Here is a 25,174-nt window from a genome sequence, read left to right as displayed (position 1 = left end):
CGCTGGTCGATCCGCGCTTGTTTTCGCGTTGTTTGCGGATAGGCTGGAATGCGTTCCCGAGGAGCAGCGGCTTCCCATGTCCGACACCGCATACGAATTCGAGGCCGCCGGCCTGGACGGCACGCCGCAGCCGCTGTCGCAATGGCGCGGCAAGGCGCTGCTGATCGTCAACGTGGCCAGCAAGTGCGGCTTCACCCCGCAGTACGCCGGGCTGGAGCAGCTCTGGCGCGATTACGGCGACCGCGGGTTGGTGGTGCTGGGCTTCCCCTGTGACCAGTTCGGCCATCAGGAGCCGGGCGACGCGGACGAGATCCGCAATTTCTGCTCGCTGACCTACGACGTGACCTTCCCGATGTTCGCCAAGGTCGAGGTGAACGGGGCCGGCGCGCATCCGCTGTGGAAATGGCTCAAGTCCGAGAAGGGCGGCCTGCTGGGCATCGACGCGATCAAGTGGAACTTCACCAAGTTCCTGGTCGGCCGCGACGGCCGGGTGATCAGGCGCTATGCGCCCACCGACAAGCCGGAATCGCTGGCGCGCGACATCGAGAAGGCCCTGGCATGACCGCCGAGGTGCTGTCGGGCGACGGCTACCGGCTGGAGTTCGACTTCCGGCCGCCGCTGCTGACGGTGCACCTGCGGGGCGAGGCCGAGACCACCCTGGAAACCACCCGCGAATACTGGCTGCGCATTTCGGAGCGGGCGAACGCCTATGGCGCCGAGCAATTGCTGGTGCTGGATGCGCTTCCCGGCGAGGTGATGAGCGACGAGGATCTCGTGCGCTTCTTTGACAGCGTGGGCACCCTCGGGCTGGAGCATGTGCGGATCGCCTACGTCGAGGGCCGCACGGATCAAGTATCTCGGATCGAATACGTCGAGCTGCTGGCGCTGGAGCGGGGCTACCGAATCCGCATGTTCACCAACGAGAGCGACGCGCGGCTGTGGCTGAGCTACGGCGGCGGCTAGGCTGACGCGGCGGCGGCCGTCACTTCTCCACGAGCGCGCTCGAACACGACACGCCGGCGGCGCCGATGCGTAGGCGTGCGGGTGGCGGTTTCTTATTTTTCGACGAACGCGCGTTCGAACACGTATTCGCCGGCGGTGCCGATGCGCGGCGAGGCGGTGAAGCCGCGCGCGTCGAGGATGGCGCGGAAATCGGCCAGCATCTGCGGGCTGCCGCAGATCATCGCGCGATCGAAGGCCGGGTCCAGCGCCTCGATGCCCAGCGCGCCGGCGATGCGGCCCTGGTCGAGGTGGTCGGTGATGCGGCCGCGGTGATCGCGGCCGTTGTGCTCGAACGCCTCGCGCGAAACCGTCGGGTAGTACAGCAGGCGGTCGCGGATCATCTCGCCCAGCAGTTCGTGGTTGGGCAGCTCGCGCTCGATGTAGTCGCGGTAGGCCAGGTCCTCCGCGCCGCGCACGCCGTGGCAGAGGATCACGCGCTCGAAGCGCTCCCAGGTTTCCGGGTCCTTGATCACCGACAGCCACGGCGCCAGCCCGGTGCCAGTGGACAGCAGGTACAGGTTGCGGCCGGCGTGCAGGTCCGAGATCAGCAGGGTGCCGGTGGGCTTGCGGCCGATCAGGATGGTGTCGCCGGGCCGGATGTGCTGCAGGCGCGAGGTCAGCGGGCCCTCGGCCACCTTGATGCTGAAGAACTCCAGCTGCTCCTCCCAGTTCGCGCTGGCGATGGAATAGGCGCGCATCAGCGGCTTGCGGCTGCCGTCGGGCTGCTCGACCTCCAGCCCGATCATCACGAACTGGCCGTTGTCGAAACGGAAGCCGTCGTCGCGGGTGGTGGTGAAGCTGAAGTAGGCGTCCGTCCAGTGGCGGACGTCGAGCACCGTTTCGGTGCCGAAGGGCGAGGCCATGCGTGTGGGGGCTGTTCCGTGTAGCCGCCTATTTTACGCGGCGGCGCAGCATGGCGTTTGATCCGGAGCAAAACCGGGGCGTTGATGCGGCTTGCGGCATCATGCGCGGATGGACGCCACCGGCACGCTCTGGACCATCGGCCACTCCACCCGGCCATGGGCGGAATTCGTGGCGATGCTGGACGGGGCCGGCATCCAGGTGCTGGCCGACGTGCGCCGCTTCGCCGGTTCGCGCCGCAACCCGCAGTTCTCGCGCGACGCGATGCCGCAGGCGCTGGCCGAGGCCGGCATCCGCTACTGGCCGCTGCCGGCGCTGGGCGGACGCCGCAAGCCACTGCCGGACTCGCCCAACACGGCATGGCGGGTCGAGGCGTTCCGCGCCTATGCCGACTACCTGGCCGATCCCGAGTACGTCGCCGCGCGCGAGGCGCTGATGGCGACCGCGCGGGTCGAGCGCACCTGCGTGATGTGCGCGGAGGCGCTGTGGTGGCGCTGCCATCGTCGCCTGATTGCCGACGATTTCACCGCGCGCGGCTGGACGGTGCTGCACCTGATGGCGGCGGGCAAGGCCGAGCAGCACGCCCTCAACCCGGATGCGCTGATGGTGGACGGCGTGCTGCGCTATCCAGGGCCGCAGGGCACGCTGCTGTAAGGCAGGCCTGCGGCGGCGGTCACTTCGCGGCGGCGGGCGGCACCAGCCGCAGCAGCTTGCCGTCGCGCTCGTCGGTCAGCACGTAGACCTTGCCGTCCTTGCCGACGCGCACGTCGCGGATGCGGCTGCCCAGATCGGTGAGCAGGCGTTCCTCGGACACGATCCGCTCGCCGTCCAGCGTCAGCCGGATCAGGCTCTGGCCGGCCAGCGCGCCCAGCAGCAGGCTGTCGTTCCAGGCGCTGTCCGGGTGGCCCACCAGGAAGGCCATGCCGGACAGCGCCGGCGACTTCGGCCAGACGTGGTACGGGCGCTCCATGCCCGGCGCCTCGCGGCCGTGGGTTTCCGGGTAGGGGCGGTTGGTCAAATAGTCCATGCCGTCGCTGATGACCGGCCAGCCGTAGTTTTTCCCGGCTTCGGGCCGGTTGATCTCGTCGCCGCCGCGCGGGCCATGCTCGCTCTGCCACAGCCGGCCGGTGCGGGGATCGACCGCCAGCCCCTGCATGTTGCGGTGGCCGTAGCTCCAGATCGCGCGGCGAACGCCCGCGCCGTCGGCGAACGGGTTGTCGGCGGGCAGGGTGCCGTCGAGATTCAACCGCACCAGCTTGCCCTGCAACACCTCCAGGTCCTGCGCCAGTTCCTTCTGGTTGCGCTCGCCCTGGCTGATGAAAACGTGGCCTTTGCCGTCGAAGGCGATGCGCGAGCCGAAGTGGTTCGGCCCCTTCAGCTTGGGCGTCTGCCGATAGACCACGCGCAGGTCGGACAGCCCCGCGTCGCCCAGCGTGGAGGTGGCCGCCGCGGTGCCGGCGGTGCCGTCCTCGCCCGGCTCGGCGTAGCTCAGCCAGATGCGCTTGTTGCCGGCGAAGCCGGGATCGAGCGCCACGTCCAGCAGCCCGCCCTGGCCTTCGGCGAATACCGCCGGCACTCCGGCAAGCGGTGGGGAAACCTGGCCGTCGGCGGAAATCCGCCGCAGCCGGCCGGGGCGTTCGGTGACGAGAAAGCCGCCGTCCGGCAGCAGCGCCACCGCCCACGGATGGTCCAGCCCGGTGGCGACGGTTTCGATGCGCAATTCGCCGGCCTTCGAGGCTTCCGTCTGCGGCGCGGCCGTTCCCGCGGCGGGCGCGGGGCGGGCGCAGGCGTTCAGCGCCAGCGGGAATGCGAGGCAAAAGAGAATTCGGGGAATGTGACGCATGGTGGTCGCTCCTTCATGGCGTCATTCCCGCGAAGGCGGGAATCCAGCCGTTGCTCTTGTCGTTGAAAAATCAAACGCCGGATTCCCGCCTTCGCGAGAATGACGGTAGGAGGGCTCAACGGTAGCCGGCCGCCTGCAACTCGAACAGCTCCGCGTAGCGTCCGCCCTGCGCCATCAATTGCTCGTGAGTGCCGCTGGCTTCCACCTTGCCGTCGGCCAGCACCAGGATGCGGTCGGCCATGCGCACGCTGCTGAAGCGGTGGCTGATCAGCACGGCGGTCTTGCCCTCGGACAGTTCCTTGAAGCGCTCGAACACCTCGAACTCGCTGCGCGCGTCCAGCGCGGCGGTAGGCTCGTCGAGGATCATCACCTGCGCGTCGCGCATGTAGGCGCGGGCGATCGCGATTTTCTGCCACTGGCCGCCGGACAGGTCCACGCCGTCCTTGAAGCGCTTGCCGATCACCTGGTCGAACCCCTTCGGCAAGGATGCGACCACCTCGTCCGCCATGCCCTTGCGCGCGGCGCGTTCGATCCGCGCGCGGTCGTCCATCGCGTCGATCTGGCCGACGCCGATGTTCTCCGCCGCGGTCAGGTGGTAGCGCACGAAGTCCTGGAAGATCACGCCGATGCTGGCGCGCAGGTCGTCGAGGTCGTAATCGCGCAGGTCGCGTCCGTCCAGCAGGATGCGGCCCTCGTCCGGGTCGTACAGCCGCGCCAGCAGCTTCACCAGCGTGGTCTTGCCGGCCCCGTTTTCGCCGACCAGCGCCAGCACTTCGCCCGCGTGCAGTTCGAACGACAGCCCGCGCAGCGCCCAGCGCTCGCTGCCTTCATAGCGGAAGCCGACGTTCTCGAACACGAAGCCGCGACGGATCGGCGCGGGCACCGGCACGGCGTCGGGTTTGCTGGCGATTTCCGGCTCGATCTCGAAGAACGAATACAGGTCGTCCAGATACAGCGCCTGTCCGGCGACCTGCGAGAAGCCGCTCAACAGGCTTTCCAGCAGCTGGCGCAGGCGGCGGAAGCTGCCGGCGAGGAAGGTCAGGTCGCCGATGGAGAAATCGCCGCGCACCGTGCGCCAGGCGATGTAGGCGTAGGCGACGTAATAGCCCAGCGTGCCGAGCGCGGCCAGCAGCGTGCCCCAGAATGCTCGCTTGCCGGCCAGCTTCCTGTTGGCCTCGAAGAACTTCCGCGACAGCGTGCGAAAGCGCTCGATGAAAAAGCGGTTGAGGTTGAAGATCTTGACCTCTTTCGCCGTCTCCACGCTGGCGCCCATCTGCCGCAGGTATTCCAGCTGGCGGCGCTCCGGCGTCCACTGGAAGTTGAGCGAATAGTTCAGCGCATTGAAGTGCGCCTCGCCGACGAAGGCCGGCACCAGCGCGATCGCCAGTAGCGCCATCAGCCACGGCGCATAAGCCAGCAGGCCGACCGCGAAACTGACCACCGTGATCGCGTCCTGCGCCTGCCCGAATAGCTGGCTGAGCAGGTTCATCCGCCCCACCGTCTGCCGGCGCGCGCGCTCCAGCTTGTCCTGCAGGTCGGCGTCCTCGAAGTCTTCGAGGTCGAGCAGCGCCGCGTGTTCCATCAGCCGGATGCTGGTGGCGTTGGTGAACAGCTCCGACAGCACCGCATCGACGTAGCCGGTCAGCCGGCCGAGCAGGTCGGAGCCGATCGCCAGAGCGAACTCGGCGCCGAGCAGCAGGAGCAGGTGGTCGAGCTGGCCGGCATGCCATGCGGCGGGCAGTTCGTGTGCCACGCCCAGGCCGATCAGCCGGATCGCCTCGTCGATGATGAGCTTGCCGACGTACAGCGTGGCGATGGGCAGGAAGGCGCGCACCAGCCGCAGGCCGATGGTGGCTGTGGTCAGTGCCTTGCTGGTGTTCCAGATCTCGCGCAGGAACGGCGGGATGTTGCGCATGGCGTCGAAGCGCTGGCGCAGGTCGAGCCGGGGTTGCGGAAGGGGTGGCGGCATCGTGCGTTCGGTCGATGGGGGCGGCTGGCCTTAAAATACCCCCAGCCTCTCCCGCCAGAACACCGAATCCGTGACCGCCATCAAGCAGGAAGATCTGATCCAGTCCGTCGCCGACGCGTTGCAGTACATCAGCTACTACCACCCGGTCGATTACATCAAGAGCCTCGCCGCCGCCTGGGAGCGCGAGGAATCGCCCGCCGCGAAGGACGCGATGGCGCAGATCCTGATCAATTCGCGGATGTGCGCGGAAGGGCATCGCCCGATCTGTCAGGACACCGGCATCGTCACCGTCTTCCTCGACGTCGGCATGGACGTGCGCTGGGAAGGCTTCACCGGTTCGCTGGAAGACGCCGTCAACGAAGGCGTGCGCCGCGCCTACAACGACCCGGACAACAAGCTGCGCGCCAGCGTGCTGGCCGATCCCGCCGGCAAGCGCATCAACACCAGGGACAACACGCCCTGCGTCGTCAACGTCAAGATCGTGCCGGGCGACAGGCTCGACGTGATCGTGGCGGCCAAGGGCGGCGGCTCGGAGGCGAAGTCCAAGTTCGCGATGCTCAACCCGTCCGACTCCATCGTCGATTGGGTGCTCAAGACCGTGCCGACGATGGGCGCGGGCTGGTGCCCGCCGGGCATGCTCGGCATCGGCATCGGTGGCACCGCCGAGAAGGCGATGCTGCTGGCGAAGGAGTCGCTGATGGAGGAGATCGACATCCAGGATCTCATTGCGCGCGGCCCGCAAAACCGCGTCGAGGAACTGCGCATCGAACTGTTCGAGAAGGTCAATGCGCTGGGCATCGGCGCGCAGGGGCTGGGCGGCCTGACCACCGTGCTGGACGTGAAGATCAAGGACTTCCCGACCCACGCCGCCAACCTGCCGGTGGCGATGATTCCGAACTGCGCGGCGACCCGCCACGCGCATTTCACCCTCGACGGCAGCGGCCCGGTGGCGCTGGAGCCGCCGTCGCTGGACGACTGGCCCAGGCTCACCTACAGCCCGCAGAACGCGCGCCGGGTGAACCTGGACACGATCACGAAGGACGAGGTCGCCACCTTCAAGCCGGGCGAAGTGCTGCTGCTCAACGGCAGGATGCTGACCGGCCGCGACGCCGCCCACAAGCGCATCGTGGACATGCTCAACAAGGGCGAGCCGCTGCCGGTCGATCTGGCCGGCCGCTTCATCTACTACGTCGGTCCGGTCGATCCGGTGCGCGACGAAGTCGTCGGCCCCGCCGGCCCGACCACCGCCACCCGCATGGACAAGTTCACCGAGCAGGTGCTGGCGCAGACCGGCCTGCTGGGCATGATCGGCAAGGCCGAACGCGGCCCGGCGGCGCTGGAGGCGATCAGGAAGCACCAGTCGGTGTACATGATGGCGGTCGGCGGCTCGGCCTACCTGGTGTCGAAGGCGATCCGCGCGGCGAAGGTCGTCGGCTTCGCCGACCTCGGCATGGAGGCGATCTACGAGTTCGAGGTCAAGGACATGCCGGTGACGGTGGCGGTGGACAGCACCGGCACCTCGGTGCACCAGACCGGCCCGCGCGAATGGCAGGCGAAGATCGGCAAGATTCCGCTGGCGGTGCTGGCTTGAGCAGCGCCGTCGTCGTCGACGGGCCCGGCTTCAAGGTTCGCTACACGAACGAACAGGGCTACCTGCGCGCGCACGTGTTCGACGGCCGAGACTCGCAGGCGGTGTCGATTGCGATGTGGCGGATGCTGGGCGACGAGTGCCGCGCGCGCGGCGCCGATCGCCTGCTGGTGCTGGAGGAATTGCTGGAAACCGTGGACACCGGCGAAATCGGGCCGATCATCGACGCGATGGAGCAAGCGGGATTGGGCCTGGTGCGGACCGCCTTCGTCGAATTGCTGGACGACATCGAGGGCAGCGAATACGGCGAGATCCTGTGCCGCGAGCGCGGCATCGTCATTCGCACGTTCTCCGGCGAGACGCAGGCCCGCCGCTGGTTGCTCTACGGGGATTGAAGCAGGGAATCGAGGCGGGCGGCGAGGAGTCAGCGCGGCTTGCGCGCGCCCTTGTCCTTGTCCTGCGGCGCCGCGGTGGCGCTGCCGAGGCCGTTGCCCAGGTTCTGCTGGAAGTCCTTCCACAGCGCCATGTTGCGCTCGGTGAGCTGGTTCAGCATCGCCCACGGTGTCTGCCCGAGCAGGCCGCCCATCTGCGAGCGGAATTGCTGCTGCTGTTCCAGGAACAGCTGCATCGAGCGTTCCAGGTAGTTGCCCATGAAGCCCTGCAGCGAGTCGCCGTAGAAGCGGATCAGCTGGCTCAGCAGCTGGGTGGACAGCATCGGCTGCCCGTCCTGCTCGTGCTCGGTGATGATCTGCAGCAGCACCTGCCGGGTCAGGTCCTCGCCGGTCTTGGCGTCGCGCACCTCGAAGGATTCTCCGTCGACGATCAGCTGGCGCACGTCCTCGATGGTGATGTAGCTGGAGATTTCGGTGTCGTAGAGGCGGCGGTTCGGATACTTCTTGATGACGCGGATCGCGGACATTGAGCAGGGACTCTAAGCGGCGCTGCCGGCAGCATGGCGCAGCGCAGCACGGGTTGCAACTCCCGCGCTGCGCGCGGGAGTTGCCGAAATCCGCTGCGCAAATTCCGGATTCCATTCGATCTTCCACACCCCATCCGCGCCTGCGGCGCGCATCGCCTCCTGACTCAGGGGGCTTGGTTTTCGCAATGGCTGCGTGCCGGCCCGATTAAACTTGCGCGATGGAAACGGCATTGAAAGAACGCTTCGGCGGCATCGACCGCCTGTACGGCAGCGGCGCACTGGCGCGGCTGTCGGCCTGCCACGTCACCGTGGTCGGGATCGGCGGCGTCGGCTCGTGGGCGGTGGAGGCGCTGGCCCGCAGCGGCATCGGCAAGTTGACCCTGATCGACGCCGACGACCTGTGCGTCTCCAACACCAACCGCCAGCTGCCGGCGCTCGAAGGCCAGTACGGCCGCGCCAAGATCGAGGCGATGGCGGAGCGCTGCCGGGCGATCAACCCGCACATCGTCCTCGACCTGAAGCCGCAGTTCCTGACGCCGTCCAACCTGGACGAACTGCTGGGAACGCCGGTGGATCTGGTGCTGGACGCCTGCGACAGTTTCCGCAGCAAGGTCGAGATGATCGCCTACTGCCGCCGCCGCAAGCAGCCCATCATCGCGGTCGGCTCGGCCGGCGGGCGCAGCGACGTCACCCAGATCCGCGTGCGCGATCTCTCGCGCACCGAGCACGACGCGATGCTCTCGCTGATCCGCAAGAAGCTGCGCGGCGAGTTCAATTTCCCGAAGAACCACGACCGCTACTTCGGCGTGCCGGCGGTGTATTCGCTGGAGAACGTGCGCTACCCGCAGGCCGACGGCAGCGTCTGCGGCGTGCGCCCGCAACTGGGCAAGGACGAAGCGCTGAAGCTGGACTGCGGCGCGGGGCTCGGCGCGGCGACGCACGTGACCGGCGCGTTCGCGTTCGCGGCGGTGGGGAAGGCGATGGAGATGCTGTTGAAGGCGAAAGCGCCTCCTGCTTCGGGGTGAGCGGGGGTTCCGGGCCGCGTAGCTGCGAGCCCGCGAATACCAGCCGGTTGGCCGGGGTGCGGGTTCGGGGCAGCCAGCAGATTGCATGCGCCCGAACCCTCATCCGCCCCTTCGGGGCACCTTCTCCCGAGCGGAGAAGGAAGATCAGGAGAGGCCGAACAGGCGCTCCGCATTCGCCGTGGTCGCGGCCGCCAGTGCTTCGCGCGAAACGCCGCGCAGCTCCGCCACAGCATCCAGCACCTCGACCAGATGCGCCGGCTCGTTGCGCTCGCCGCGATGCGCCGCGTCGGGCTGGTCGGGCGAATCGGTTTCCAGCAGCAGCTGCGCCAGCGGCATCGCCGCCACGGTCTGGCGCAGGCGGTTCGCGCGCTCGTACGTCACCGGTCCGCCGATCCCGAGCAGGAAGCCGAGCTTGTGCAGCTGCGCGGCCTGCTCGGCGCTGCCGGAAAAGCTGTGGACCACGCCGCGCAGGCCGTCGACCTTGCGGATCGAGGCGATCACCGCGTCCACCGCGCGCCGCGCGTGCACGATCACCGGCAGGTCGAACTCGCGCGCCAGCCGCAGCTGGCCGTCGAAATACGCCTGCTGCGCCTCGACGTCCAGGCCTTCGACGAAGAAATCCAGCCCGCATTCGCCCACCGCGACCGGGCGCTCGCGCTCGAGCCAGTCGCGCAGTTCGCGCAGGTGCTCCGGTCGATGCTCGGCCAGGTACATTGGGTGCAGCCCGTAGGCGGCGAACAGGCCGGGGAATTGCGCGCAGACGGCTTTCAGCTTCGGCCAGCCGGCGGCATCGACGGCCGGCACGATCTGCACGCCGACGCCCGCCGCCAGCGCGCGCGCATGGACGGCGTCGCGGTCGGCGTCGAATTCCGGCGCGTCGAAATGGCTGTGGCTGTCGATCAGGCGCACGTCAGCGCCGGACTTCGCCTTCGATGGGCGGCTTGGCGGCGTCTGGCTTCTTCTTCCAGCGTGCCAGCAGCAGCGTGCCCAGGCCGAGCAGGATTTCGTCCGCGAACGGAATGAAGTCGGGGATCAGCAGGTCGAGGAAGAACAGCACGGCGGACAGCAGGAACAGGCGCGGGAAGCTGAGCTTGCCGAGCCAGCGGAGCAGCGGTGCGATCAGGGGATTGGCCATGCCGGAAAACTAGCATGCACGCGGCATGAACATCGCGTTCGCCAAACTGAACAAACCTGTTTGCAGGCCGGGCGTGCTTGGTGGCCATTCATCTTTGTCGTGCTGGAATCGGTGCCGAACAGGGGATCTCCAACCACTCACGCGGGAGCAGAACGATGAAGAACAACACGCTTGCCATTGCGCTTGCCGCGCTGCTGGTCGGTGGCGTCGCCACCGCCGGCTACATGAACAGCCGCAGCCACGACAAGGCGGCGGCGCCTTCGCCCATCGCCGCCCAGCAGGCCCTCGCGGCCGACGGCAGCGAGCCGCTGCCCGCCGACAACGCCATCCCGGCCTCGGGCAAGGTGGAATACGCCGACGTCCTGGACGTGAAGGCGATCACCGAGCGCGAACCGCTGTACGCCACCGTGATCGGCACCGAGCCGGTGCGCGAATCCAGCACGACCTCCTCACCGCACGAAGTCTGCGAAGACGTGGTGGTGCAGGAGCGCCTGCCCGAGCGCGACGGCAACGTCGGCGGCACCGTGGCCGGCGCGGTCATCGGCGGTTTGGTCGGCAACCAGATCGGCAAAGGCAACGGCCGCAAGCTCGCCACCGTGGGCGGCGCCGTGGCCGGCGGCATGATCGGCAACAAGGTCGACAAGAACCACGTCGGCGGCAAGGTGGTTGAGCGCACCGAGCGCCAGTGCCATACCGTCAGCAACACCTCCACCAGCTCGCGCACCGTGGCCTGGAACGTGACCTACCGCAACCCGGACGGCACCACCGGCAGCATGCGCACCGAGAAGAAGCCGGGCAGCCGCATCGCGCTGGGCGACGGCAGCAAGACCGTCGGTTACGACGTGACCTACCAGCTGGACGGCGAACAGCACACCGTGCGCATGGACCAGAAGCCGGGCACGCGCCTGCCGGTCATTGACGGCCAGGTGGTGACCCAGACCGCGTCGGTCGGGGCCAACGCGGTGCGCTGAACGCCGCCGATTCCCGACACGATCCGAAGCGGCGGGGCCGGAGCGATCCGGCCCCGTTCGCGTTTGCGGGGGCGGCATCCGGCCGGGCCGGCGAAACGCAAGGCTTTCGCGCAAAGGCCGGCGTTCCGCATGCGGATTCTTGGCGAAACGCACGTACCGATTGCGCGGCATGCACGATTACAATGGCGGTTCGTCCATTTCGACCGTGAAAACATGGCCCTGCACCCGTACGATCTCTACGACGTCCGCTCCCTGCTGAGCGAGGAAGAACGCGCGGTGCAGGACACCGTGGCGCGCTTCACCGACGAGCGCGTCATCCCGATCATCGGCGATGCCTTCGACGCGGGCCGCTTCCCGAAGGAACTGGTGCCGGAGATCGCGGAACTGGGCCTGCTCGGTTCGTCGCTGCCGGAGAAGTACGGCTGCGCCGGCCTCAACGGCGTCAGCTACGGCCTGATCTGCCAGGAGCTGGAGCGCGGCGATTCCGGCATCCGCAGCTTCGTGTCGGTGCAGAGCTCGCTGTGCATGTACCCGATCTACGCCTACGGCAGCGAGGAGCAGCGCATGCGCTGGCTGCCGGACATGGCCGCGGGCAAGGTGATCGGCTGCTTCGGCCTGACCGAGCCGCACGGCGGTTCCGACCCGGCCAACATGAAGACCCGCGCGGTGCGCGACGGCGGCGACTGGGTGATCAACGGCTCCAAGATGTGGATCACCAACGGCAACCTGGCCGACATCGCCATCGTCTGGGCGCAGACCGACGAGGGCATCCAGGGCTTCGTGCTGGAGAAGGGCATGCCCGGCTTCACCGCGCAGGAGATCAAGCACAAGATGTCGCTGCGCGCCTCCGTCACCAGCGCGCTGTTCTTCGACAACGTGCGCGTGCCGGATTCCAGCCGCCTGCCGAACGTGAAGGGCCTGAAGGGCCCGCTGGGCTGCCTGACGCAGGCGCGCTACGGCATCACCTGGGGCCCGATCGGCGCCGCCATCGCCTGCCTCGACGAGGCGCTGAACTATTCCAAGGAACGCATCCTGTTCGACCGCCCGGTGGCGGCGACCCAGAGCGCGCAGATCAAGCTGGCCGAGATGGCCCGCCGCATCACCCTGGCGCAACTGCTGGTGCTGCAGCTCGGCCGCCTGAAGGATGCCGGCACCATGCAGCCGCAGCAGGTCTCGCTGGCGAAGTGGAACAACTGCCGCATGGCGATCGACATCGCGCGCGAATGCCGCGACCTGCTCGGCGGCGCCGGCATCACCACCGAGCACGCCGCGATCCGCCACGCGCTGAACCTGGAATCGGTCATCACCTACGAAGGCACGGAAACCGTGCACCAGTTGGTGATCGGGCGCGAGTTGACCGGCATCAACGCGTTCTGATTCCGCGCTTCCCTTCTCCCGCTGGGAGAAGGTGCCCGAAGGGCGGATGAGGGTACGGCGGCTCGGGATGCTCGAAGCCCGCGCTTCGCGGAATTCCTCACCTCGACCACTCTCCCGCTGGGAGAGTGGTTTCAGGAGCAAGGCTTTGAAGATCGACGACATCCGCATCGAAACCGACCGCCTGATCCTGCGCCCGCCGCGCCTCGAGGATTTCGACGGCTTCGCGGAAATGCAGGGCGACGCGGATGCTGCGCGCTTCATCGGCGGGCATGTCGGCCGCGCGGAAGCGTGGCGGCGGTTCCTGTGGCAGCCGGGCGCGTGGCTGGTGCAGGGCTTCGGCATGTTCGCCGTGGTCGAGAAGGCCAGCGGCGAGTGGCTGGGACAGATTGGGCCGTGGAAGCCGGAAGGCTGGCCGGGCAACGAGATCGGCTACGCCTTCCATCCGCGCGCCTGGGGCAAGGGCTACGCGACCGAAGCCGGCACCGCCGCCGTCGACTGGGCCTTCGCCCATCTCGGCTGGGACGACATCATCCACTGCATCGACCCGGGCAACGTCGCCTCGCAGAACGTGGCGAAGCGGCTCGGCTCGACGCTGAAAGGTCCGGGCAAGCTGCCGCCGCCGTTCCAGGACGTGCCGATCGAGGTCTGGGGCCAGACCCGCTCGCAGTGGCTCGCACGCCGAGAAGGGAGCGCCGCATGATCACGGTTTACGGCTTCTCGCCCTCGGGCAACTGCCACAAGGTGCGGCTGCTGCTGGAACAGCTTGGCCGCTCCTATGCCTGGATCGAAACCGACAGCGCGCACGGCGCGACGCGGACGCCGGGGTATTTGGCGAAGAATCCAAACGGCAAGGTGCCGATGATCGAGCGCGACGACGGCGGCGTCCTTGTCGAGTCGAACGCGATCCTGTGCTGGCTGGCGGAGGGCACCCCCTTCCTGCCGGCCGATCCGTGGCGGAAGGCGCAGGCGCTGAGCTGGATGTTCTTCGAGCAGTACAGCCACGAGCCGTACATCGCGGTGGCGCGCTTCGTCTGCGGCTGGACGCTGGCGGATTCGCCGCGTCGCGCCGAATTGCCGAAGCTGCGCGAGCGTGGCCACGCCGCGCTGGCGGTGATGGAACGGCACCTCGCGTCGCAGCCCTGGTTCACCGGCGATGAATACGGCGTCGCCGACATCGCGCTGTACGCCTACACCTGCGTCGCGCCGCACGGCGGCATCGCGCTGGACGCGTATCCGGCCGTTCGCGGCTGGTTGGCCCGCGTCGAGGCCACGCCCGGTTTCGTGCCGCTGCCCGCGCCCGATGCCGCGGCGCAGGCGCTGATCGACCAATCCACATGACCACGCCTCTGTCGTCCTGAGCGCAGCGAAGGACCTGCTTCTCACTCTCCATGGAAAGCAGGCCCTTCGGCTTCGCCTCGGGACGACACTGGCCCCATCACAGAGCAGACACCATGTTCGCCACCGTTCCCAATCCCATCCCGGCCCGCATGAAGGGCCTGAACCGCGCCGAGATCTGCGACGTCAATTTCCAGGAGTTCGTGCGCGGCTGGAACGGCCAGGCGCAGCCGAGGCCCGCCCCGGATGAAGCCATCCTCGATGGCAGCGCGCTGGACGCGCGCGGTTTCCGCGAGCTGTTCGAATCGCAGCTCATCAGCCGCCACCTCGACCTGATGGCACGCGTGCTGCGCGTGCAGAACAAGGTCTTCTACACCATCGGCAGCAGCGGCCACGAAGGCAATGCGATGGTCGCGCGCGCCGCGCGGCATACCGATCCGGCCTTCCTGCACTACCGCAGCGGCGGCTTCATGGCCGAACGCTTCCGCAAGCTGCCCGGCATGGATCCGATCATGGATTCGGCGCTGTCGTTCGCGGCCAGCGCGGAAGACCCGGCCTCCGGCGGTCGCCACAAGGTTTGGGGCAGCAAGCCGCTGTGGGTGCTGCCGCAGACCTCGACCATCGCTTCGCACCTGCCGAAGGCGCTGGGCACGGCGGTCGCCATCGAGGCCGCGCGCCGGATCGGGCATCAGTTGCCGATCCCGGACGATTCCATCGCGATCTGCTCGTTCGGCGACGCCAGCGCCAACCACGCCACCGCGCAGACCGCGTTCAACGCGGCCAGCTGGACGGCCTACCAGAAGCTGCCGGCGCCGGTGCTGTACGTGTGCGAGGACAACGGCATCGGCATCTCGGTGAAGACGCCGGGCGGCTGGATCGCCGAGAGCTTCCGCAGCCGGCCCGACCTCGACTACTTCTTCGCCGACGGCCTCGACCTCGCCGCCGGCTACGGCGACGTGCTGCGCGCGGTGGAGCACTGCCGCCGCACCCGCCGGCCGACCTTCCTGCATCTGCGCACCCAGCGCATCATGGGCCACGCCGGCACCGACTTCGAGATCGAGTGGCGCAGCATCGATGAGCTGTGCGCGGTGGAAGCGGGCGATCCTCTGCTGCGCAGCGCCGCGATCGCGCTGGAATCCGGGCTGATGTCGAAGGACGAGATCCTCGCCCTGTACGAAGACACGCGGAAGAAGTGCTTCGCCGCCGCCGAGGATGCCGACCGTCGCCCGCGCATCGAGACGCTGGAGCACGTGATGGCGCCGCTGGCGCCGTACACGCCGGACAAGGTCGCGGCCGAAGCCGCGCGCGCGCCGTCGCTGGAGGCCCGCGTCAAGGCGTTCGGCAGCGAGGACAAGCTGCCGGAATCGCTGCCGCCGCGCCACCTCGCCATCCAGATCAACAACGCGCTGCACGACCTGTTCGCCAAGTATCCGGAGACGCTGTTGTTCGGCGAGGACGTGGCGCAGAAGGGCGGCGTCTACACGGTGACCAAGGGCCTGCACAAGGCGTTCGGCAACCGCCGCGTGTTCAACACGCTGCTGGACGAAACCATGATCCTGGGCATGGCGCAGGGCTTCGCCAACGTCGGCATGCTGCCGATCCCGGAGATCCAGTACCTGGCCTACCTGCACAACGCCATCGACCAGATCCGCGGCGAGGCGGCGTCGCTGCAGTTCTTCAGCAATGGCCAGTACGCCAACCCGATGGTGGTGCGCATCGCCGGTCTCGGCTACCAGCGCGGCTTCGGCGGCCACTTCCACAACGACAACTCGGTGACCGCGCTGCGCGACATCCCGGGCATCGTGGTCGGTTGCCCCTCGCGCGGCGACGACGCGGCGATGATGCTGCGCACGCTGGCAGCGCTGGCGAAGGTGGACGGGCGGGTGACGGTGTTCCTCGAACCCATCGCGCTGTACATGACCAAGGACCTGTTTGATGCCGGCGACGGCGGCTGGCTGACCGAATATCCCGCTCCAGACCGGGCCATGACGCTGGGCGAGGAGCGCGTCTACAGCCCGGACGCCACCGACTGCGTGATCTTCAGCTACGGCAACGGCATGCCGATGAGCCTGCGCGCGGCGCGCGCCATCGAGGCGAAGCACGGCTGGAAGGTGCGCGTGGTCGACCTGCGCTGGCTGGTGCCGCTGAACCACGCGGCCATCGCGAAGCATGCGGGTGAGTGCGACCGCATCCTCGTGGTCGACGAAGGCCGCTTCAGCGCCGGCATCGGCGAAGGCGTGATCACCGCAATCACCGAGGCGGGTTTCGGCGGCAAGCCGATCCGCCGCGTGGTCGGCGCGGATACCTACACGCCGCTGGCCGGCGCGGCGTTCCTGGTGATTCCGAAGGACGAGGACATCGTGGCAGCGGCGGCGCTTTTGTAAGCGCTACTGGTTCGCTACGTCATTCCCGCTTTCGAGGGAATGACGGTGACTGTCGCTATGGCGCGATCTTGCGTTTCAACGCCCGCGCCACCGGCAGCGGAAGATTGGGCAGCGAGCGCAGCAGCCACGGCAGCACACGGCGCTTGGCGCCGCCCAGCGATTCCGGCACCACCGCTTCGATCAGGTGTGGGCCCGGCTGTGTCAGCGCGTATTCCAGCGCCTTGCAGAAGTCCTCGGCGGTGTCGGCGCGCGCGGCGTGCACGCCCATGCCCTGCGCCAGTCGCGCGAAGTCCAGCACCGGGCCGTGCAGGTCGAGCTGCGACTTGGCCTTGCTGCCCACCGCGGCATCCGCGCCGACGCGTTCCAGTTCCACGTTGAGCACCGAGTAGGAGGCGTTGTTGAAGACGATGACGGTAACGTCGAGGTGTTCGCGCGCCATCGTCCACAGCGCCTGGATCGTGTACATCGCGCTGCCGTCGCCGACCAGCGCCAGCACCGGGCGATCCGGGCAGGCGATGGCCGCGCCTACCGCGTTTGGCAGCCCCTGACCGATCGCGCCTCCGGTCAGGGTGAGCAGGTCGTGGCGCGGGCAGCCGGCGGTCATGGTGCCCAGCAGCAGGCCCGAGGTGATCGCCTCGTCGACGACGATGGCGCGTTCCGGCAGCAGGTGGCCGACCGCCTTGCAGACCTTGGCGGCGGTCAGCCGTCCGCGCGGGCGCGGCGGGCGCGCGGCCGGTTGCAGCGCGGGCGTTGCCTGCGTCGCGCCCAGCGCGGCGGCGAGCTTTTCGAGGCTGGCGGCGGCATCCTGTGCCGGCGTCGCCAGCGTATGCACGGCGCAGCCATCCGGCACCAGGTCGCTGGCCTTGCCGGGATAGGCGAAGAACGACACCGGCGGCTTGGCATCGACCAGAATCAGATGTTCGATGCCGGTCAGTTGCAATGTCGCCAGCTCGGCCAGATAGGCGATGCGTTCCACCGCAGGCAAGCCGGCGCCGCGTTCCAGGCGCGTGGGGAACACCTCGCAGTGCAGCTTCACGCCATGTTGCGCGGCGATGCGCGCGGCGGTCAGCAGCGCCGGTTCGCGCAGCGCCTGCCCGCCGAGCAGCAGCGCGGTCTTGCCGCCGCCGCGGATCGTGCCGGCAATCGCGGCGATGGTGGCGTCGTCGGCCGGCAGCGGCGCGGGCGGCGGCGGAGGCGGGCAGGGCGTGCCGCCTTCGCCCCAGGACACGTCGGCGGGCAGGATCAGCGTCGCCACCTGTCCCGGCAGGCCGCGCGCGGCTTGGATCGCGTCCACCGCGTCGCCGCACAGCGCGGCGGTGCTTTTCGATGTGCGCACGAAGCCGGGCGAGACGTTGCGCGCTACAGTCTCGATGTCGGATTGCAATTGCGCGTCGAACGGCACGTGGTGGGTCGCGTGGTCGCCGACGATGTTGACCACCGGCACCTTGCCCTTGCGCGCGTTGTGCAGGTTGGCCAGCCCGTTGCCGAGGCCGCAGCCGAGGTGGAGCAGGGCGGCGGCGGGCTTGCCGGCCATCCGCGCGTAGCCGTCGGCGGCGCCGGTGGCCACGCCCTCGAACAGCGCCAGCACGGCGCGCATGCGCGGCTCGGAATCGAGCGCGGCGACGAAGTGCATCTCGCTGGTGCCGGGGTTGGAGAAGCAGACCTCGATGCCGGCGTCGGCCAGGGTCTTCATCAGGGCTTGCGCGCCGTTCATGCGGTGTCCTTCAGTGTCCGGAAGCGATCGCGCGGGCCGCCGCGCGCGCGGTGAGGATGCAGCCGGGCAGGAAGGTGCCCTCCAGCGAGCGCTTGCCGTTGGCACCGCCGCCGCCGAAGCCGGCCGCCTCGCCCACGCAGTACAGGCCGGGGATCGGCGCATCGGCCGCGTCCAGCACGCGGCTGTGCAGGTCGGTGCGCAGGCCGCCCAGGCTCTTGCGGGTGATCAGCTGCATGTGGACGGCGATGAACGGGCCCGCGCCGGGCTTTTGCAACGGCGCCGGCTTGCAGGTGCGCAGGCGATCCGGGCCCCACTGCCGTGCGTGCAGGATGCGGCGCACCTGCATGTCGGCGTCGGGGTTCGCGCCGGGGGCGAAGTTCGCGTCGAAGGCGTCGGCGGTGGCCTGCAGCGTTGCCGGGTCGATGTCGTGCGAGCAGGTCAGGGCGTTCATTTTTTCCGCCAGCCCGGCCAGGGTGTCGTCGACCAGGAAGTGCGGGCTCTCGCGCTGCATCTGCCGTACCAGCCGGTGGTTGCCCAGCAGCGTTTCCTTGAGGAAGCGCAGGAACTGTTTATTGCGGATGCGCGGGTTGTGCTCCGCGCCGGAGATCGCGAACTCCTTGGCGGCGATGCGCCAGTTGAGCAGATGCCAGGTCCACGGCTTCTCCTGCTCGGCCACGCGCCGGCACAGCCAGTGCGTATCGAAGCCGGTCACCAGCGGCTCGGGACCGATGCGCCGGCCCGCATGGTCCAGCCACAGCGCCGACTTGCACGGGATCGCCGACAGCCCGTGGCCTTCGAAATGCGGGAACGGATGCGGAAAGCCGGCGGCGTAGTTCCACATCTCGCCGGCGCGGACGAGCTGCGCGCCCAACCCTTCGGCGGCGTGGTGCATGCGGCCGTCGGCGTAGGGATGCGCGCCGTTGAGCATCGTGGCGGGCAACGGGCGATCCGGCGGCCAGTTGCGGCGCGTCTCGGCGTGGCCGCCGTTGATGCCGCCGGTCGCCAGCACCACTGCGGGCGCGTCGATGTGCAGTTCCTCGCCGGTGGCTTCGTCCACCGCCAGCGCGCCGGCCATGCGGCCGTCGCGCGTTTCCAGCGCGGTCGCGCGGTGGCGATGCAGCAGGACGAGCTTTCCGTTCGCACCGGCCTCATGCAGCGCGGCGATCATCCGCCGCGCCAGCTCGCGCGACGTGCCCCAGACGATGTGGTAGCGCGGCATCGAATTGCCGTCGCCGTCGCGCCCGCGCTCGACCCAGTTCACCGCCGGCATGAAGGTGATCCCGTGGGCCAGCAGCCAGTCGTGCACGTCGGCGCGCGAGCGCTCGACGTAGTGGCGCGCCCACGCCACGGCATGCGCGTCCTGCGGGTCGAGTTCGCCGAAGCGCATCCAGTCGGCGAACGCGCGCTCGGGCGAATCGGTGATCTTTCTGCGCGCCTGCAACGGCGTGCCGACCAGCGCCATGCCGCCGAACGCCCACAGCGCCAGCCCGCCGAAGCGTTCCGGCGTGTCGCGGTCCACCAGCGCCACGCGCTTGCCGGCGCGCAGGGCTTCCAGCGCCGCCACGATCCCGGCGAGGCCGCCGCCGATGACCAGTACGTCCGTCCGCAATGCCGCCATGCCCGTCCTCCCGTGCGGCCATCATGGCGCAGCGGTCGGAAGCGGGACAGGGGCCGGCGCGGCCAATTCGGATCAGGCGGAGGCGGCGCGGGCCTGCAGCATCGCCTCGAACTCCGCCAGCGGCAGCGGGCGCGCGATCAGGTAGCCCTGGAACGCGTCGCAGCCGTGCTTGCGGAGGAAGTCTTGCTGTTCGGCGGTTTCCACGCCCTCGGCGATGACTTCCAGGTTCAGGCCGCGGCCCATGCCGATGATGGTCTGGGCGACGGTGGCGTCGTTGCCGTCCTCGGGCAGGCGGCTGACGAAGGAGCGGTCGATCTTGAGCTGGTCCAGCGGCAGCCGCGACAGGTAGGACAGCGAGGAATAGCCGGTGCCGAAATCGTCCAGCGAGATGCGGATGCCGAGGCTGCGCAGTTCGTCCAGCTTGGCGGTGATCTCGCCGATGTCGCCGAGGATCGCGGTTTCGGTGATTTCCAGCTTGAGCCGGGCCGGGTCGGCGCCGCTGCGCTCCAGCGCGCGGCGCACGTCGCCGATGAAGCCGGGCTGCGCGAACTGCTTGGCGCTGACGTTGATCGCCAGCGCCAGCTCGCGGGTCAGCGGCTGCTCCGCCCAGCGCGCCAGCCGGTGGCAGGCGCGCTGCAGCACCCAGTCGCCCAGCGGCAGGATCAGGCCGTTTTCCTCGGCGAAGGCGATGAACGCGTCCGGCGGCACCCGCTCGCCGTTGGGGCGGGTCCAGCGCAGCAGCGCCTCGGCGCCCACCGCGCGGTCCTGGCGGTCGATCTGCAACTGCAGGTGCAGGTCCAGTTCGCCGGTGTCGCCGGTGATGGCGTTGAGCAGGTCGCCGGTCAGCGCCTCCTGCTGTTCCAGCGCGGCCAGCATGGCGGGCTCGAAGCGGCGGACCTGGTCGCGGCCGGCGGCCTTGGCCGCGTACATCGCCAGCTCGGCTTCCTTGAGCACGGATTCGGAGGCGCCCTGGCCCGGATGCAGCTCGGTCCAGCCGATGCTGACGGTGACGTTGATCGGCGCGGCGTTGCCCAGCCAGAACGGCTCGTGCAGCGCTTGCCGCACGCGCTCGGCGAAATGCGGCGCGTATTCCGCGCAGGGCACCGGCTCCTCGTTCTGGCAGGTCAGCAGCAGGGCGAAGGTGCCGCCGCTGAAGCGGCTGAGGATGTCGTGCTCGCCCAGCAGCGAGCGCAGCCGCTGGGCGAGGAAGGCCAGCAGGCGGTCGCCGGTGGCGTGGCTGCGCAGCTCGTTGATGCGCTTGAAGTGGTCGAGGTCGATCAGCAGCAGCGCGCCCGAGGTCAGCGCGTCGTCGCCCAGCAGGTGCTGCAGGCGGTCGTTGAGGAAGTTGCGGTTGGGCAGGTCGGTCAGCGGGTCGAACAGCGCCATGTGCTCGGCGCGGGCGTGGGCCTCGCGCTCGCCGGTCAGGTCGGCCATCGCGCAGACGTAGTGGCGGATGCTGCCGCCCTCGTCCTGCACCGCCGAGACCTCCAGCCGCACCACCCGCAGCTGGCCCTGCTTGGTGGTGATCCACTGTTCGCCCAGCCAGAAGCCTTCGTTGCGGATCTGGGTCCACATGCGCTGGTAGAAGCTGCGCTCGTGGCGCTGCGATTCCAGCATCGACGGCCGTTCCCCGATCACCTCGGCGGCGCCGTAGCCGGTCAGCGTGGTGAACGCGGCGTTGACGCGCTGGATCACCCCTTCGTTGTCCAGCACCACCAGCGCGTCCTGGGTCTGGAAGGCTGCCGCCGCGAGCCGCAGCTCGCTTTCCGACTGCTTGCGTTCGCTGATGTCCTGCGCGTAGGCGATGACGTACTGCGCGTTGCCCTCGGCGTCGTGGGTGCCCGAGCAGTCCAGCAGCACCGGGAAGCGGCGGCCGTCGCGGGTCACCTGCTCGGTCTCGATCATGTAGTGGGCGAGGTGGCTGGTGTCGCGGCGCGAGCGGGTGCGCTCGTCGGCGATGTCCGGCGGGTAGAGGATGTTGGCGGGTTGCCCGGCCAGTTCCTCCGGTGTGTAGCCGCGTTCGCGCGCGAACGTGGGATTGGCCATCACGATGGTCTGGGTGGGCACGTCGAAGATCGCCACGCCGAACGCCGCGTGCTGGAAGGCATGCGCCCACAGCCGCAGCTGCGCCTCGGTCTGCAGGCGGTCGGTGATGTCGCGGGCGGTGCCCAGCAGGCCGTAGACCTCGCCGTCGGGATGGCGCAGCGGGACGTTGATGACTTCCAGCTGGTGCGTCCCGCCCTCGATCGCGACGGGCAGCAGGTAGGTCTGCTGCTCGCCCCGCTGCACCGCCTGTCCGTCCATGCGGCGGATCAGGGCGACCTGGTCCGGCGCGAACAGTTCCTCGTCGGTGCGGCCGATGATGTCGCGGTGCTGCAGGTGCAGGATGCCGAACACGCGCTCGTTGCATTCGCGGTAGACGCCGGCGCGGTCCTTCACCCACATGGCGTCCGGGCTGGCGTCGAACAGCGCGCGCAGCTTGTCCTGCTGGGCCTGGATCTCGCGCGTGCGCGAGCGCACGTTGCGGCCCAGCGTCCAGATCCACAGCGCCATCAGCGCGACCACGCCCAGCGCCACCGCCACGCCGATGCCGGTGAGGCGCATCCAGTCGGACAGGATGGACGGGTGCTCCAGCCAGCGCTTGCGCAGCGCGGCGCGCTCCTCCGGTTTGATCAATGCCATGCCGCGCTCGATCGCCTTGAACGTGGCGTCGTCGCCCTTGCGCACCGCCCAGTGCGACTGCTCGGTGAACAGCACGAATGCCTGGTGGAAGCGGTCCAGCGCGGAGTTGCGGTACAGGTTGTAGTCCGCCGGGTACTGGTCCATGCAGAAGATCAGCAGGTCGCCGCGCAGCGCGGCCCGCATGATCCCGTCGTAGTTGTCGAAGATCTGCAGGTTGGCGATGCCTTCCTCGTTCAACCGCTCGGCGCAGGCGTCGCCGCGCTGCACGCCGACCGGGAACCCGCGCAGGGTGCCGACGTCGACGATGCCGTTGAGGCGGCGGCTCACGTAGATGCCGACCGGCAGGTCCACGTAGGGCTTGGAGAACTCGAACTGCGCCGCGCGCGACGGCGTGCGGTAGAGCATGTCGATCACGTCCGCGCGGCCGCCGCGCATGTTCTGCATGGCGGCGCCCCAGTCGGTCAGGACCAGGTCGACCTGGATGCCGGTGCGCTGCTCGAACAGCCGCCAGATGTCGGCCTCGTAGCCCTGCGGCTTGCCGTCGCCGTCGAGGAAGAAGAACGGGGGATAGTTGTAGTTGCTGACCACCCGGATGCGCGCGGGCGCGTCGGTGGCGGGGGCGGGCGCGGACAGGACGGTCGGAGGCAGTGCGAACAGAAGCGCCAACACCAGCAGCATGCGCCGCCAGGTGCCGCACGAGCGAACACGCGCACCATCCCTCATGCGTCCCTCCCTGCGCATGTCCAAGAAAACGCGACTCTTCAGGCGATAACGGCCAGCCCGCGGCGTTGTTTATACCGCATGCCGGCGACGGCTGCGGCCGAGCCCCGCGCGGTCAGCGCGCCAGGCCGTTCGCCAGCGGCCGCTCGTGCAGGGCGGCGCCGTCCGCGAGCCGCACCGGCGCGCCCCGTTCTACCGGCAGCACGGCCAGCGCCAGCGGCGCGGCGCTGGCGACGATGCTGCCGACGGCGCGCGTGTCCTCGAACACCTCGGCGCCGGCCGCGGGCGCAGCGTCGGTCTCGAACAGCGCCAGTCCGCGCTTGGCCTGCCCGAGGAAGTGGGTGCGGGCGACGATTTCCTGCCCCGGATAGCAACCTTTTTTCACGCTGAAGGCGCGCAGGCGTTCCAGCGAGAGCTGCTGCGGCGTCCACTGGCCGGCCTGCGAGGCGGGCAGGCGCGGCAGGCCGTGGGCGAGATCGGCGGCGTCCCAGCGGGCGAGGGCGGTGGCGTCGTCGTCCGCCGGCGCCGCATCGATTCGCAGCCGGCGCGGGCCGCCGTCGCCGGACATGTCCAGTTCGACGGCATCGCCGATCCGCGCCCATGCCGGGCCCCGCGCCTGCGCGGGGGCGTCGAAGCCGCCATTGGCGTGCAGATCACCGCGCACCTCGATCTTCAGCTTGCTGCGGAACACGTAGCGGCGCAGCGCGTCGGCCAGTTCCGCGGCGTCCGCGTCCGGCAGCAGCAGCCACAGCGTTTCCGCGTCGATCCGCAGCAGCGCGAACAGCGCGAGCACGCGCCCCTTCGGCGTCAGCCAGCCGTTCCACTGCCACTGGCCGTCGCCCAGCGCGGCCACGTCGTTCATGAATTGCGCCTGCGCAAATGCCGCCGCATCGCGCCCGATGATGGCCAGCACCTCATGGCTTGGCAGGCGGAACTCGCGGGCTGGTGCGGCTTGTGGCTTGTCGTGCATCGGGGTGCGGACGTAAACTGATCGGGTTGTGAATGCGTCGATGATAGGTCAAACCCGTCCCGCCCCGAGTCCGCGCCGTCGCCGGCCGAACCCGGGGAGCCCGCGTCGTTGCCGGTTCCAGCCGCGCCGACCGCAGCCGAAGAACACGGCGGTCGTGGCGGTCTGGACCCCACCCGCTACGGGGACTGGGAAAAGAACGGCCGCTGCATCGACTTCTGATCCATAGCCACGCGGCGCGAGCCGCCCAGCCCGGAGAACGCACCGCTCATGGCTGCTTCCGATCCGCGCGGACGCGAACGTCCGCTGTCGCCGCACCTGCAGGTCTATCGCTGGCAGGTGCAGATGGCCACCTCGATCCTGCACCGCGCCACCGGCATGATCCTTTCCGTCGGCGCGCTGGCGCTGGTCTGCGGCCTGATGGCCCTGGCCGGCGGCGCCGAACGCTGGGCCGCCTTCGCCGCCTGCCTCGGCTCGCCGCTGGGCAAGCTGGCGATGCTGGGCTTCAGCTGGGCGCTGGCCTACCACCTGATCAACGGCGTCCGCCACCTGCTGCAGGACGGCGGGCTGGGGTTCTCGATCCCGGATTTCGTGCGCAACAGCTGGATTTCCATCATCGGCAGCGTGGTGCTGACCGCGCTGGGCTGGGGCATCGTGCTGTCGCACTGGGGGCAGGCATGAACGACTACCGCACTCCGCTCAAGCGCTCGCTGGGCCTCGGTTCGGCGAAGGACGGCACCCATCACTTCGCCTGGCAGCGGATCACTGCCATCTCCACCGGGCTGTCCGCGCTGTGGCTGCTCGGCATGGTGCTGACCATGCGCAGCGCCGACTACGCCTACGTGCACGCGCTGGTCGCCGATCCGGTCAACGCCTGCGTGCTGGTCGCCTTCCTGCTCGGCATGTTCTGGCACGCCAAGCTCGGCCTGCAGGTGATCGTCGAGGATTACGTGCACACCCCGCTGGCGGCCACCGTGGCCCAACTGGCCATCATTTTCGTCTGCGCCCTGGCGGCCATCGCCAGCGTGCTCGCGGTGCTGCGCATCGCGCTCGGGAGCTGATTC

At 69.1% G+C, this 25,174-nt stretch carries 24 protein-coding genes; 14 read left to right on the top strand and 10 right to left on the bottom strand.

Annotation, left to right across the window (positions count from 1 at the left end):
• The first annotated feature begins 76 nt into the window (after positions 1 to 76).
• Entirely contained in the window at positions 77 to 562 is a 486-nt protein-coding gene (locus H9L17_RS02315) for a glutathione peroxidase (protein ID WP_187570770.1), read from the top strand.
• On the top strand, positions 559 to 963 hold the full coding sequence (locus H9L17_RS02310) for a hypothetical protein (RefSeq protein ID WP_187570769.1): 405 nt from the start codon (positions 559 to 561) through the stop codon (positions 961 to 963). Before H9L17_RS02315 ends, H9L17_RS02310 begins: the two co-directional genes overlap by 4 nt.
• Before the next feature lie 92 nt (positions 964 to 1,055).
• On the opposite strand, the gene H9L17_RS02305 is transcribed toward H9L17_RS02310, so the two are convergent.
• Positions 1,056 to 1,865, bottom strand: coding sequence for a ferredoxin--NADP reductase (locus H9L17_RS02305; RefSeq protein WP_187570768.1), 810 nt, complete (start codon positions 1,863 to 1,865; stop codon positions 1,056 to 1,058).
• A gap of 109 nt (positions 1,866 to 1,974) precedes the next feature.
• On the opposite strand from H9L17_RS02305, the gene H9L17_RS02300 reads away from it, so the two are divergent.
• Positions 1,975 to 2,517, top strand: coding sequence for a DUF488 domain-containing protein (locus H9L17_RS02300; protein WP_187570767.1), 543 nt, complete (start codon positions 1,975 to 1,977; stop codon positions 2,515 to 2,517).
• A 19-nt stretch (positions 2,518 to 2,536) separates the two neighbouring features.
• Here the strand turns inward: H9L17_RS02300 and H9L17_RS02295 are convergent, their stop codons facing one another.
• Positions 2,537 to 3,706 carry a PQQ-dependent sugar dehydrogenase gene (locus H9L17_RS02295; RefSeq protein ID WP_187570766.1) on the bottom strand — a complete coding sequence of 390 codons (1,170 nt, stop codon included), beginning with the start codon at positions 3,704 to 3,706 and terminating at the stop codon, positions 2,537 to 2,539.
• 115 nt (positions 3,707 to 3,821) lie between these two features.
• Entirely contained in the window at positions 3,822 to 5,675 is a 1,854-nt protein-coding gene (locus H9L17_RS02290) for an ABC transporter ATP-binding protein (protein ID WP_187570765.1), read from the bottom strand.
• Positions 5,676 to 5,745: 70 nt separating this feature from the next.
• Between H9L17_RS02290 and H9L17_RS02285 the strand changes: the two genes are divergently transcribed.
• Together H9L17_RS02285 and H9L17_RS02280 are read left to right on the top strand one after the other, a co-directional pair.
• A complete protein-coding gene (locus H9L17_RS02285; RefSeq protein WP_187570764.1) occupies positions 5,746 to 7,266 on the top strand; it encodes a fumarate hydratase in 1,521 nt (506 codons plus the stop codon).
• Positions 7,263 to 7,658, top strand: coding sequence for a hypothetical protein (locus tag H9L17_RS02280; protein ID WP_187570763.1), 396 nt, complete (start codon positions 7,263 to 7,265; stop codon positions 7,656 to 7,658). The genes H9L17_RS02285 and H9L17_RS02280 overlap by 4 nt, the downstream gene beginning before the upstream one ends.
• A 29-nt stretch (positions 7,659 to 7,687) precedes the next feature.
• On the opposite strand, the gene phaR is transcribed toward H9L17_RS02280, so the two are convergent.
• Positions 7,688 to 8,182 (bottom strand): polyhydroxyalkanoate synthesis repressor PhaR, encoded by a 495-nt coding sequence (phaR, locus tag H9L17_RS02275; RefSeq protein WP_187570762.1) that lies wholly within the window; start codon positions 8,180 to 8,182, stop codon positions 7,688 to 7,690.
• A 218-nt stretch (positions 8,183 to 8,400) separates the two neighbouring features.
• On the opposite strand from phaR, the gene H9L17_RS02270 reads away from it, so the two are divergent.
• A complete protein-coding gene (locus H9L17_RS02270) occupies positions 8,401 to 9,207 on the top strand; it encodes a tRNA threonylcarbamoyladenosine dehydratase (protein WP_187570761.1) in 807 nt (268 codons plus the stop codon).
• Between the two features lie 144 nt (positions 9,208 to 9,351).
• On the opposite strand, the gene H9L17_RS02265 is transcribed toward H9L17_RS02270, so the two are convergent.
• A complete protein-coding gene (locus H9L17_RS02265; RefSeq protein ID WP_187571821.1) occupies positions 9,352 to 10,110 on the bottom strand; it encodes a TatD family hydrolase in 759 nt (252 codons plus the stop codon).
• A gap of 7 nt (positions 10,111 to 10,117) precedes the next feature.
• Complete coding sequence (locus H9L17_RS02260) at positions 10,118 to 10,342, bottom strand: DUF6116 family protein (protein WP_187570760.1); 225 nt, start codon at positions 10,340 to 10,342, stop codon at positions 10,118 to 10,120.
• Positions 10,343 to 10,497: 155 nt separating this feature from the next.
• Here H9L17_RS02260 and H9L17_RS02255 point away from each other — a divergent pair, with 155 nt between their 5' ends.
• The 5 genes from H9L17_RS02255 to H9L17_RS02235 all read left to right on the top strand — a co-directional run bounded on the left by H9L17_RS02255 (position 10,498) and on the right by H9L17_RS02235 (position 16,409).
• Complete coding sequence (locus tag H9L17_RS02255; protein ID WP_187570759.1) at positions 10,498 to 11,313, top strand: glycine zipper 2TM domain-containing protein; 816 nt, start codon at positions 10,498 to 10,500, stop codon at positions 11,311 to 11,313.
• A 213-nt stretch (positions 11,314 to 11,526) separates the two neighbouring features.
• Positions 11,527 to 12,690, top strand: coding sequence for an acyl-CoA dehydrogenase family protein (locus tag H9L17_RS02250; RefSeq protein ID WP_187570758.1), 1,164 nt, complete (start codon positions 11,527 to 11,529; stop codon positions 12,688 to 12,690).
• 145 nt (positions 12,691 to 12,835) lie between these two features.
• Entirely contained in the window at positions 12,836 to 13,390 is a 555-nt protein-coding gene (locus H9L17_RS02245; protein ID WP_223158074.1) for a GNAT family N-acetyltransferase, read from the top strand.
• On the top strand, positions 13,387 to 14,028 hold the full coding sequence (locus H9L17_RS02240; protein WP_187570756.1) for a glutathione S-transferase family protein: 642 nt from the start codon (positions 13,387 to 13,389) through the stop codon (positions 14,026 to 14,028). Before H9L17_RS02245 ends, H9L17_RS02240 begins: the two co-directional genes overlap by 4 nt.
• 113 nt (positions 14,029 to 14,141) lie before the next feature.
• Complete coding sequence (locus H9L17_RS02235; protein ID WP_187570755.1) at positions 14,142 to 16,409, top strand: thiamine pyrophosphate-dependent enzyme; 2,268 nt, start codon at positions 14,142 to 14,144, stop codon at positions 16,407 to 16,409.
• 55 nt (positions 16,410 to 16,464) lie between these two features.
• Here H9L17_RS02235 and H9L17_RS02230 read toward each other — a convergent pair whose 3' ends face one another.
• From H9L17_RS02230 to ygfZ, 4 genes are all read right to left on the bottom strand, one after another.
• Positions 16,465 to 18,123, bottom strand: coding sequence for an acetolactate synthase large subunit (locus H9L17_RS02230; RefSeq protein ID WP_187570754.1), 1,659 nt, complete (start codon positions 18,121 to 18,123; stop codon positions 16,465 to 16,467).
• A gap of 10 nt (positions 18,124 to 18,133) precedes the next feature.
• Positions 18,134 to 19,741: an FAD-dependent oxidoreductase gene (locus tag H9L17_RS02225; RefSeq protein ID WP_187570753.1), complete on the bottom strand. Its 1,608-nt coding sequence runs from the start codon at positions 19,739 to 19,741 to the stop codon at positions 18,134 to 18,136.
• A gap of 72 nt (positions 19,742 to 19,813) precedes the next feature.
• On the bottom strand, positions 19,814 to 23,146 hold the full coding sequence (locus H9L17_RS02220; protein WP_187570752.1) for an EAL domain-containing protein: 3,333 nt from the start codon (positions 23,144 to 23,146) through the stop codon (positions 19,814 to 19,816).
• A gap of 112 nt (positions 23,147 to 23,258) precedes the next feature.
• Complete coding sequence (gene ygfZ / locus H9L17_RS02215; protein WP_187570751.1) at positions 23,259 to 24,113, bottom strand: CAF17-like 4Fe-4S cluster assembly/insertion protein YgfZ; 855 nt, start codon at positions 24,111 to 24,113, stop codon at positions 23,259 to 23,261.
• 108 nt (positions 24,114 to 24,221) lie between these two features.
• On the opposite strand from ygfZ, the gene H9L17_RS16260 reads away from it, so the two are divergent.
• The 3 genes from H9L17_RS16260 to sdhD are packed head-to-tail and all read left to right on the top strand — an operon-like array spanning position 24,222 to position 25,171.
• A complete protein-coding gene (locus H9L17_RS16260) occupies positions 24,222 to 24,332 on the top strand; it encodes a DUF1674 domain-containing protein (RefSeq protein WP_246455143.1) in 111 nt (36 codons plus the stop codon).
• Between the two features lie 48 nt (positions 24,333 to 24,380).
• Entirely contained in the window at positions 24,381 to 24,791 is a 411-nt protein-coding gene (gene sdhC / locus H9L17_RS02205) for a succinate dehydrogenase, cytochrome b556 subunit (protein ID WP_187570750.1), read from the top strand.
• Entirely contained in the window at positions 24,788 to 25,171 is a 384-nt protein-coding gene (gene sdhD / locus H9L17_RS02200) for a succinate dehydrogenase, hydrophobic membrane anchor protein (protein ID WP_187570749.1), read from the top strand. Before sdhC ends, sdhD begins: the two co-directional genes overlap by 4 nt.
• Positions 25,172 to 25,174 lie beyond the last annotated feature (3 nt).

Source organism: Thermomonas brevis, from assembly GCF_014395425.1.
GTDB lineage: Bacteria > Pseudomonadota > Gammaproteobacteria > Xanthomonadales > Xanthomonadaceae > Thermomonas > Thermomonas brevis.
The sequence above is the reverse complement of the archived record's forward strand: the minus strand, read 5'-3'. Positions and strand labels throughout refer to the sequence as shown.

Coding starts and splice junctions, on each gene's coding strand:
- H9L17_RS02295 (WP_187570766.1), bottom strand. CDS start 3,706: ATGCGTCACATTCCCCGAATTCTCTTTTGCCTCGCATTCCCGCTGGCG.
- H9L17_RS02310 (WP_187570769.1), top strand. CDS start 559: ATGACCGCCGAGGTGCTGTCGGGCGACGGCTACCGGCTGGAGTTCGAC.
- H9L17_RS02230 (WP_187570754.1), bottom strand. CDS start 18,123: ATGAACGGCGCGCAAGCCCTGATGAAGACCCTGGCCGACGCCGGCATC.
- H9L17_RS02300 (WP_187570767.1), top strand. CDS start 1,975: ATGGACGCCACCGGCACGCTCTGGACCATCGGCCACTCCACCCGGCCA.
- H9L17_RS02240 (WP_187570756.1), top strand. CDS start 13,387: ATGATCACGGTTTACGGCTTCTCGCCCTCGGGCAACTGCCACAAGGTG.
- H9L17_RS02235 (WP_187570755.1), top strand. CDS start 14,142: ATGTTCGCCACCGTTCCCAATCCCATCCCGGCCCGCATGAAGGGCCTG.
- H9L17_RS02260 (WP_187570760.1), bottom strand. CDS start 10,342: ATGGCCAATCCCCTGATCGCACCGCTGCTCCGCTGGCTCGGCAAGCTC.
- phaR (WP_187570762.1), bottom strand. CDS start 8,182: ATGTCCGCGATCCGCGTCATCAAGAAGTATCCGAACCGCCGCCTCTAC.
- sdhC (WP_187570750.1), top strand. CDS start 24,381: ATGGCTGCTTCCGATCCGCGCGGACGCGAACGTCCGCTGTCGCCGCAC.
- H9L17_RS02250 (WP_187570758.1), top strand. CDS start 11,527: ATGGCCCTGCACCCGTACGATCTCTACGACGTCCGCTCCCTGCTGAGC.
- H9L17_RS02290 (WP_187570765.1), bottom strand. CDS start 5,675: ATGCCGCCACCCCTTCCGCAACCCCGGCTCGACCTGCGCCAGCGCTTC.
- H9L17_RS02270 (WP_187570761.1), top strand. CDS start 8,401: ATGGAAACGGCATTGAAAGAACGCTTCGGCGGCATCGACCGCCTGTAC.
- sdhD (WP_187570749.1), top strand. CDS start 24,788: ATGAACGACTACCGCACTCCGCTCAAGCGCTCGCTGGGCCTCGGTTCG.
- H9L17_RS02220 (WP_187570752.1), bottom strand. CDS start 23,146: ATGAGGGATGGTGCGCGTGTTCGCTCGTGCGGCACCTGGCGGCGCATG.
- H9L17_RS02225 (WP_187570753.1), bottom strand. CDS start 19,741: ATGGCGGCATTGCGGACGGACGTACTGGTCATCGGCGGCGGCCTCGCC.
- H9L17_RS02305 (WP_187570768.1), bottom strand. CDS start 1,865: ATGGCCTCGCCCTTCGGCACCGAAACGGTGCTCGACGTCCGCCACTGG.
- ygfZ (WP_187570751.1), bottom strand. CDS start 24,113: ATGCACGACAAGCCACAAGCCGCACCAGCCCGCGAGTTCCGCCTGCCA.
- H9L17_RS02315 (WP_187570770.1), top strand. CDS start 77: ATGTCCGACACCGCATACGAATTCGAGGCCGCCGGCCTGGACGGCACG.
- H9L17_RS02255 (WP_187570759.1), top strand. CDS start 10,498: ATGAAGAACAACACGCTTGCCATTGCGCTTGCCGCGCTGCTGGTCGGT.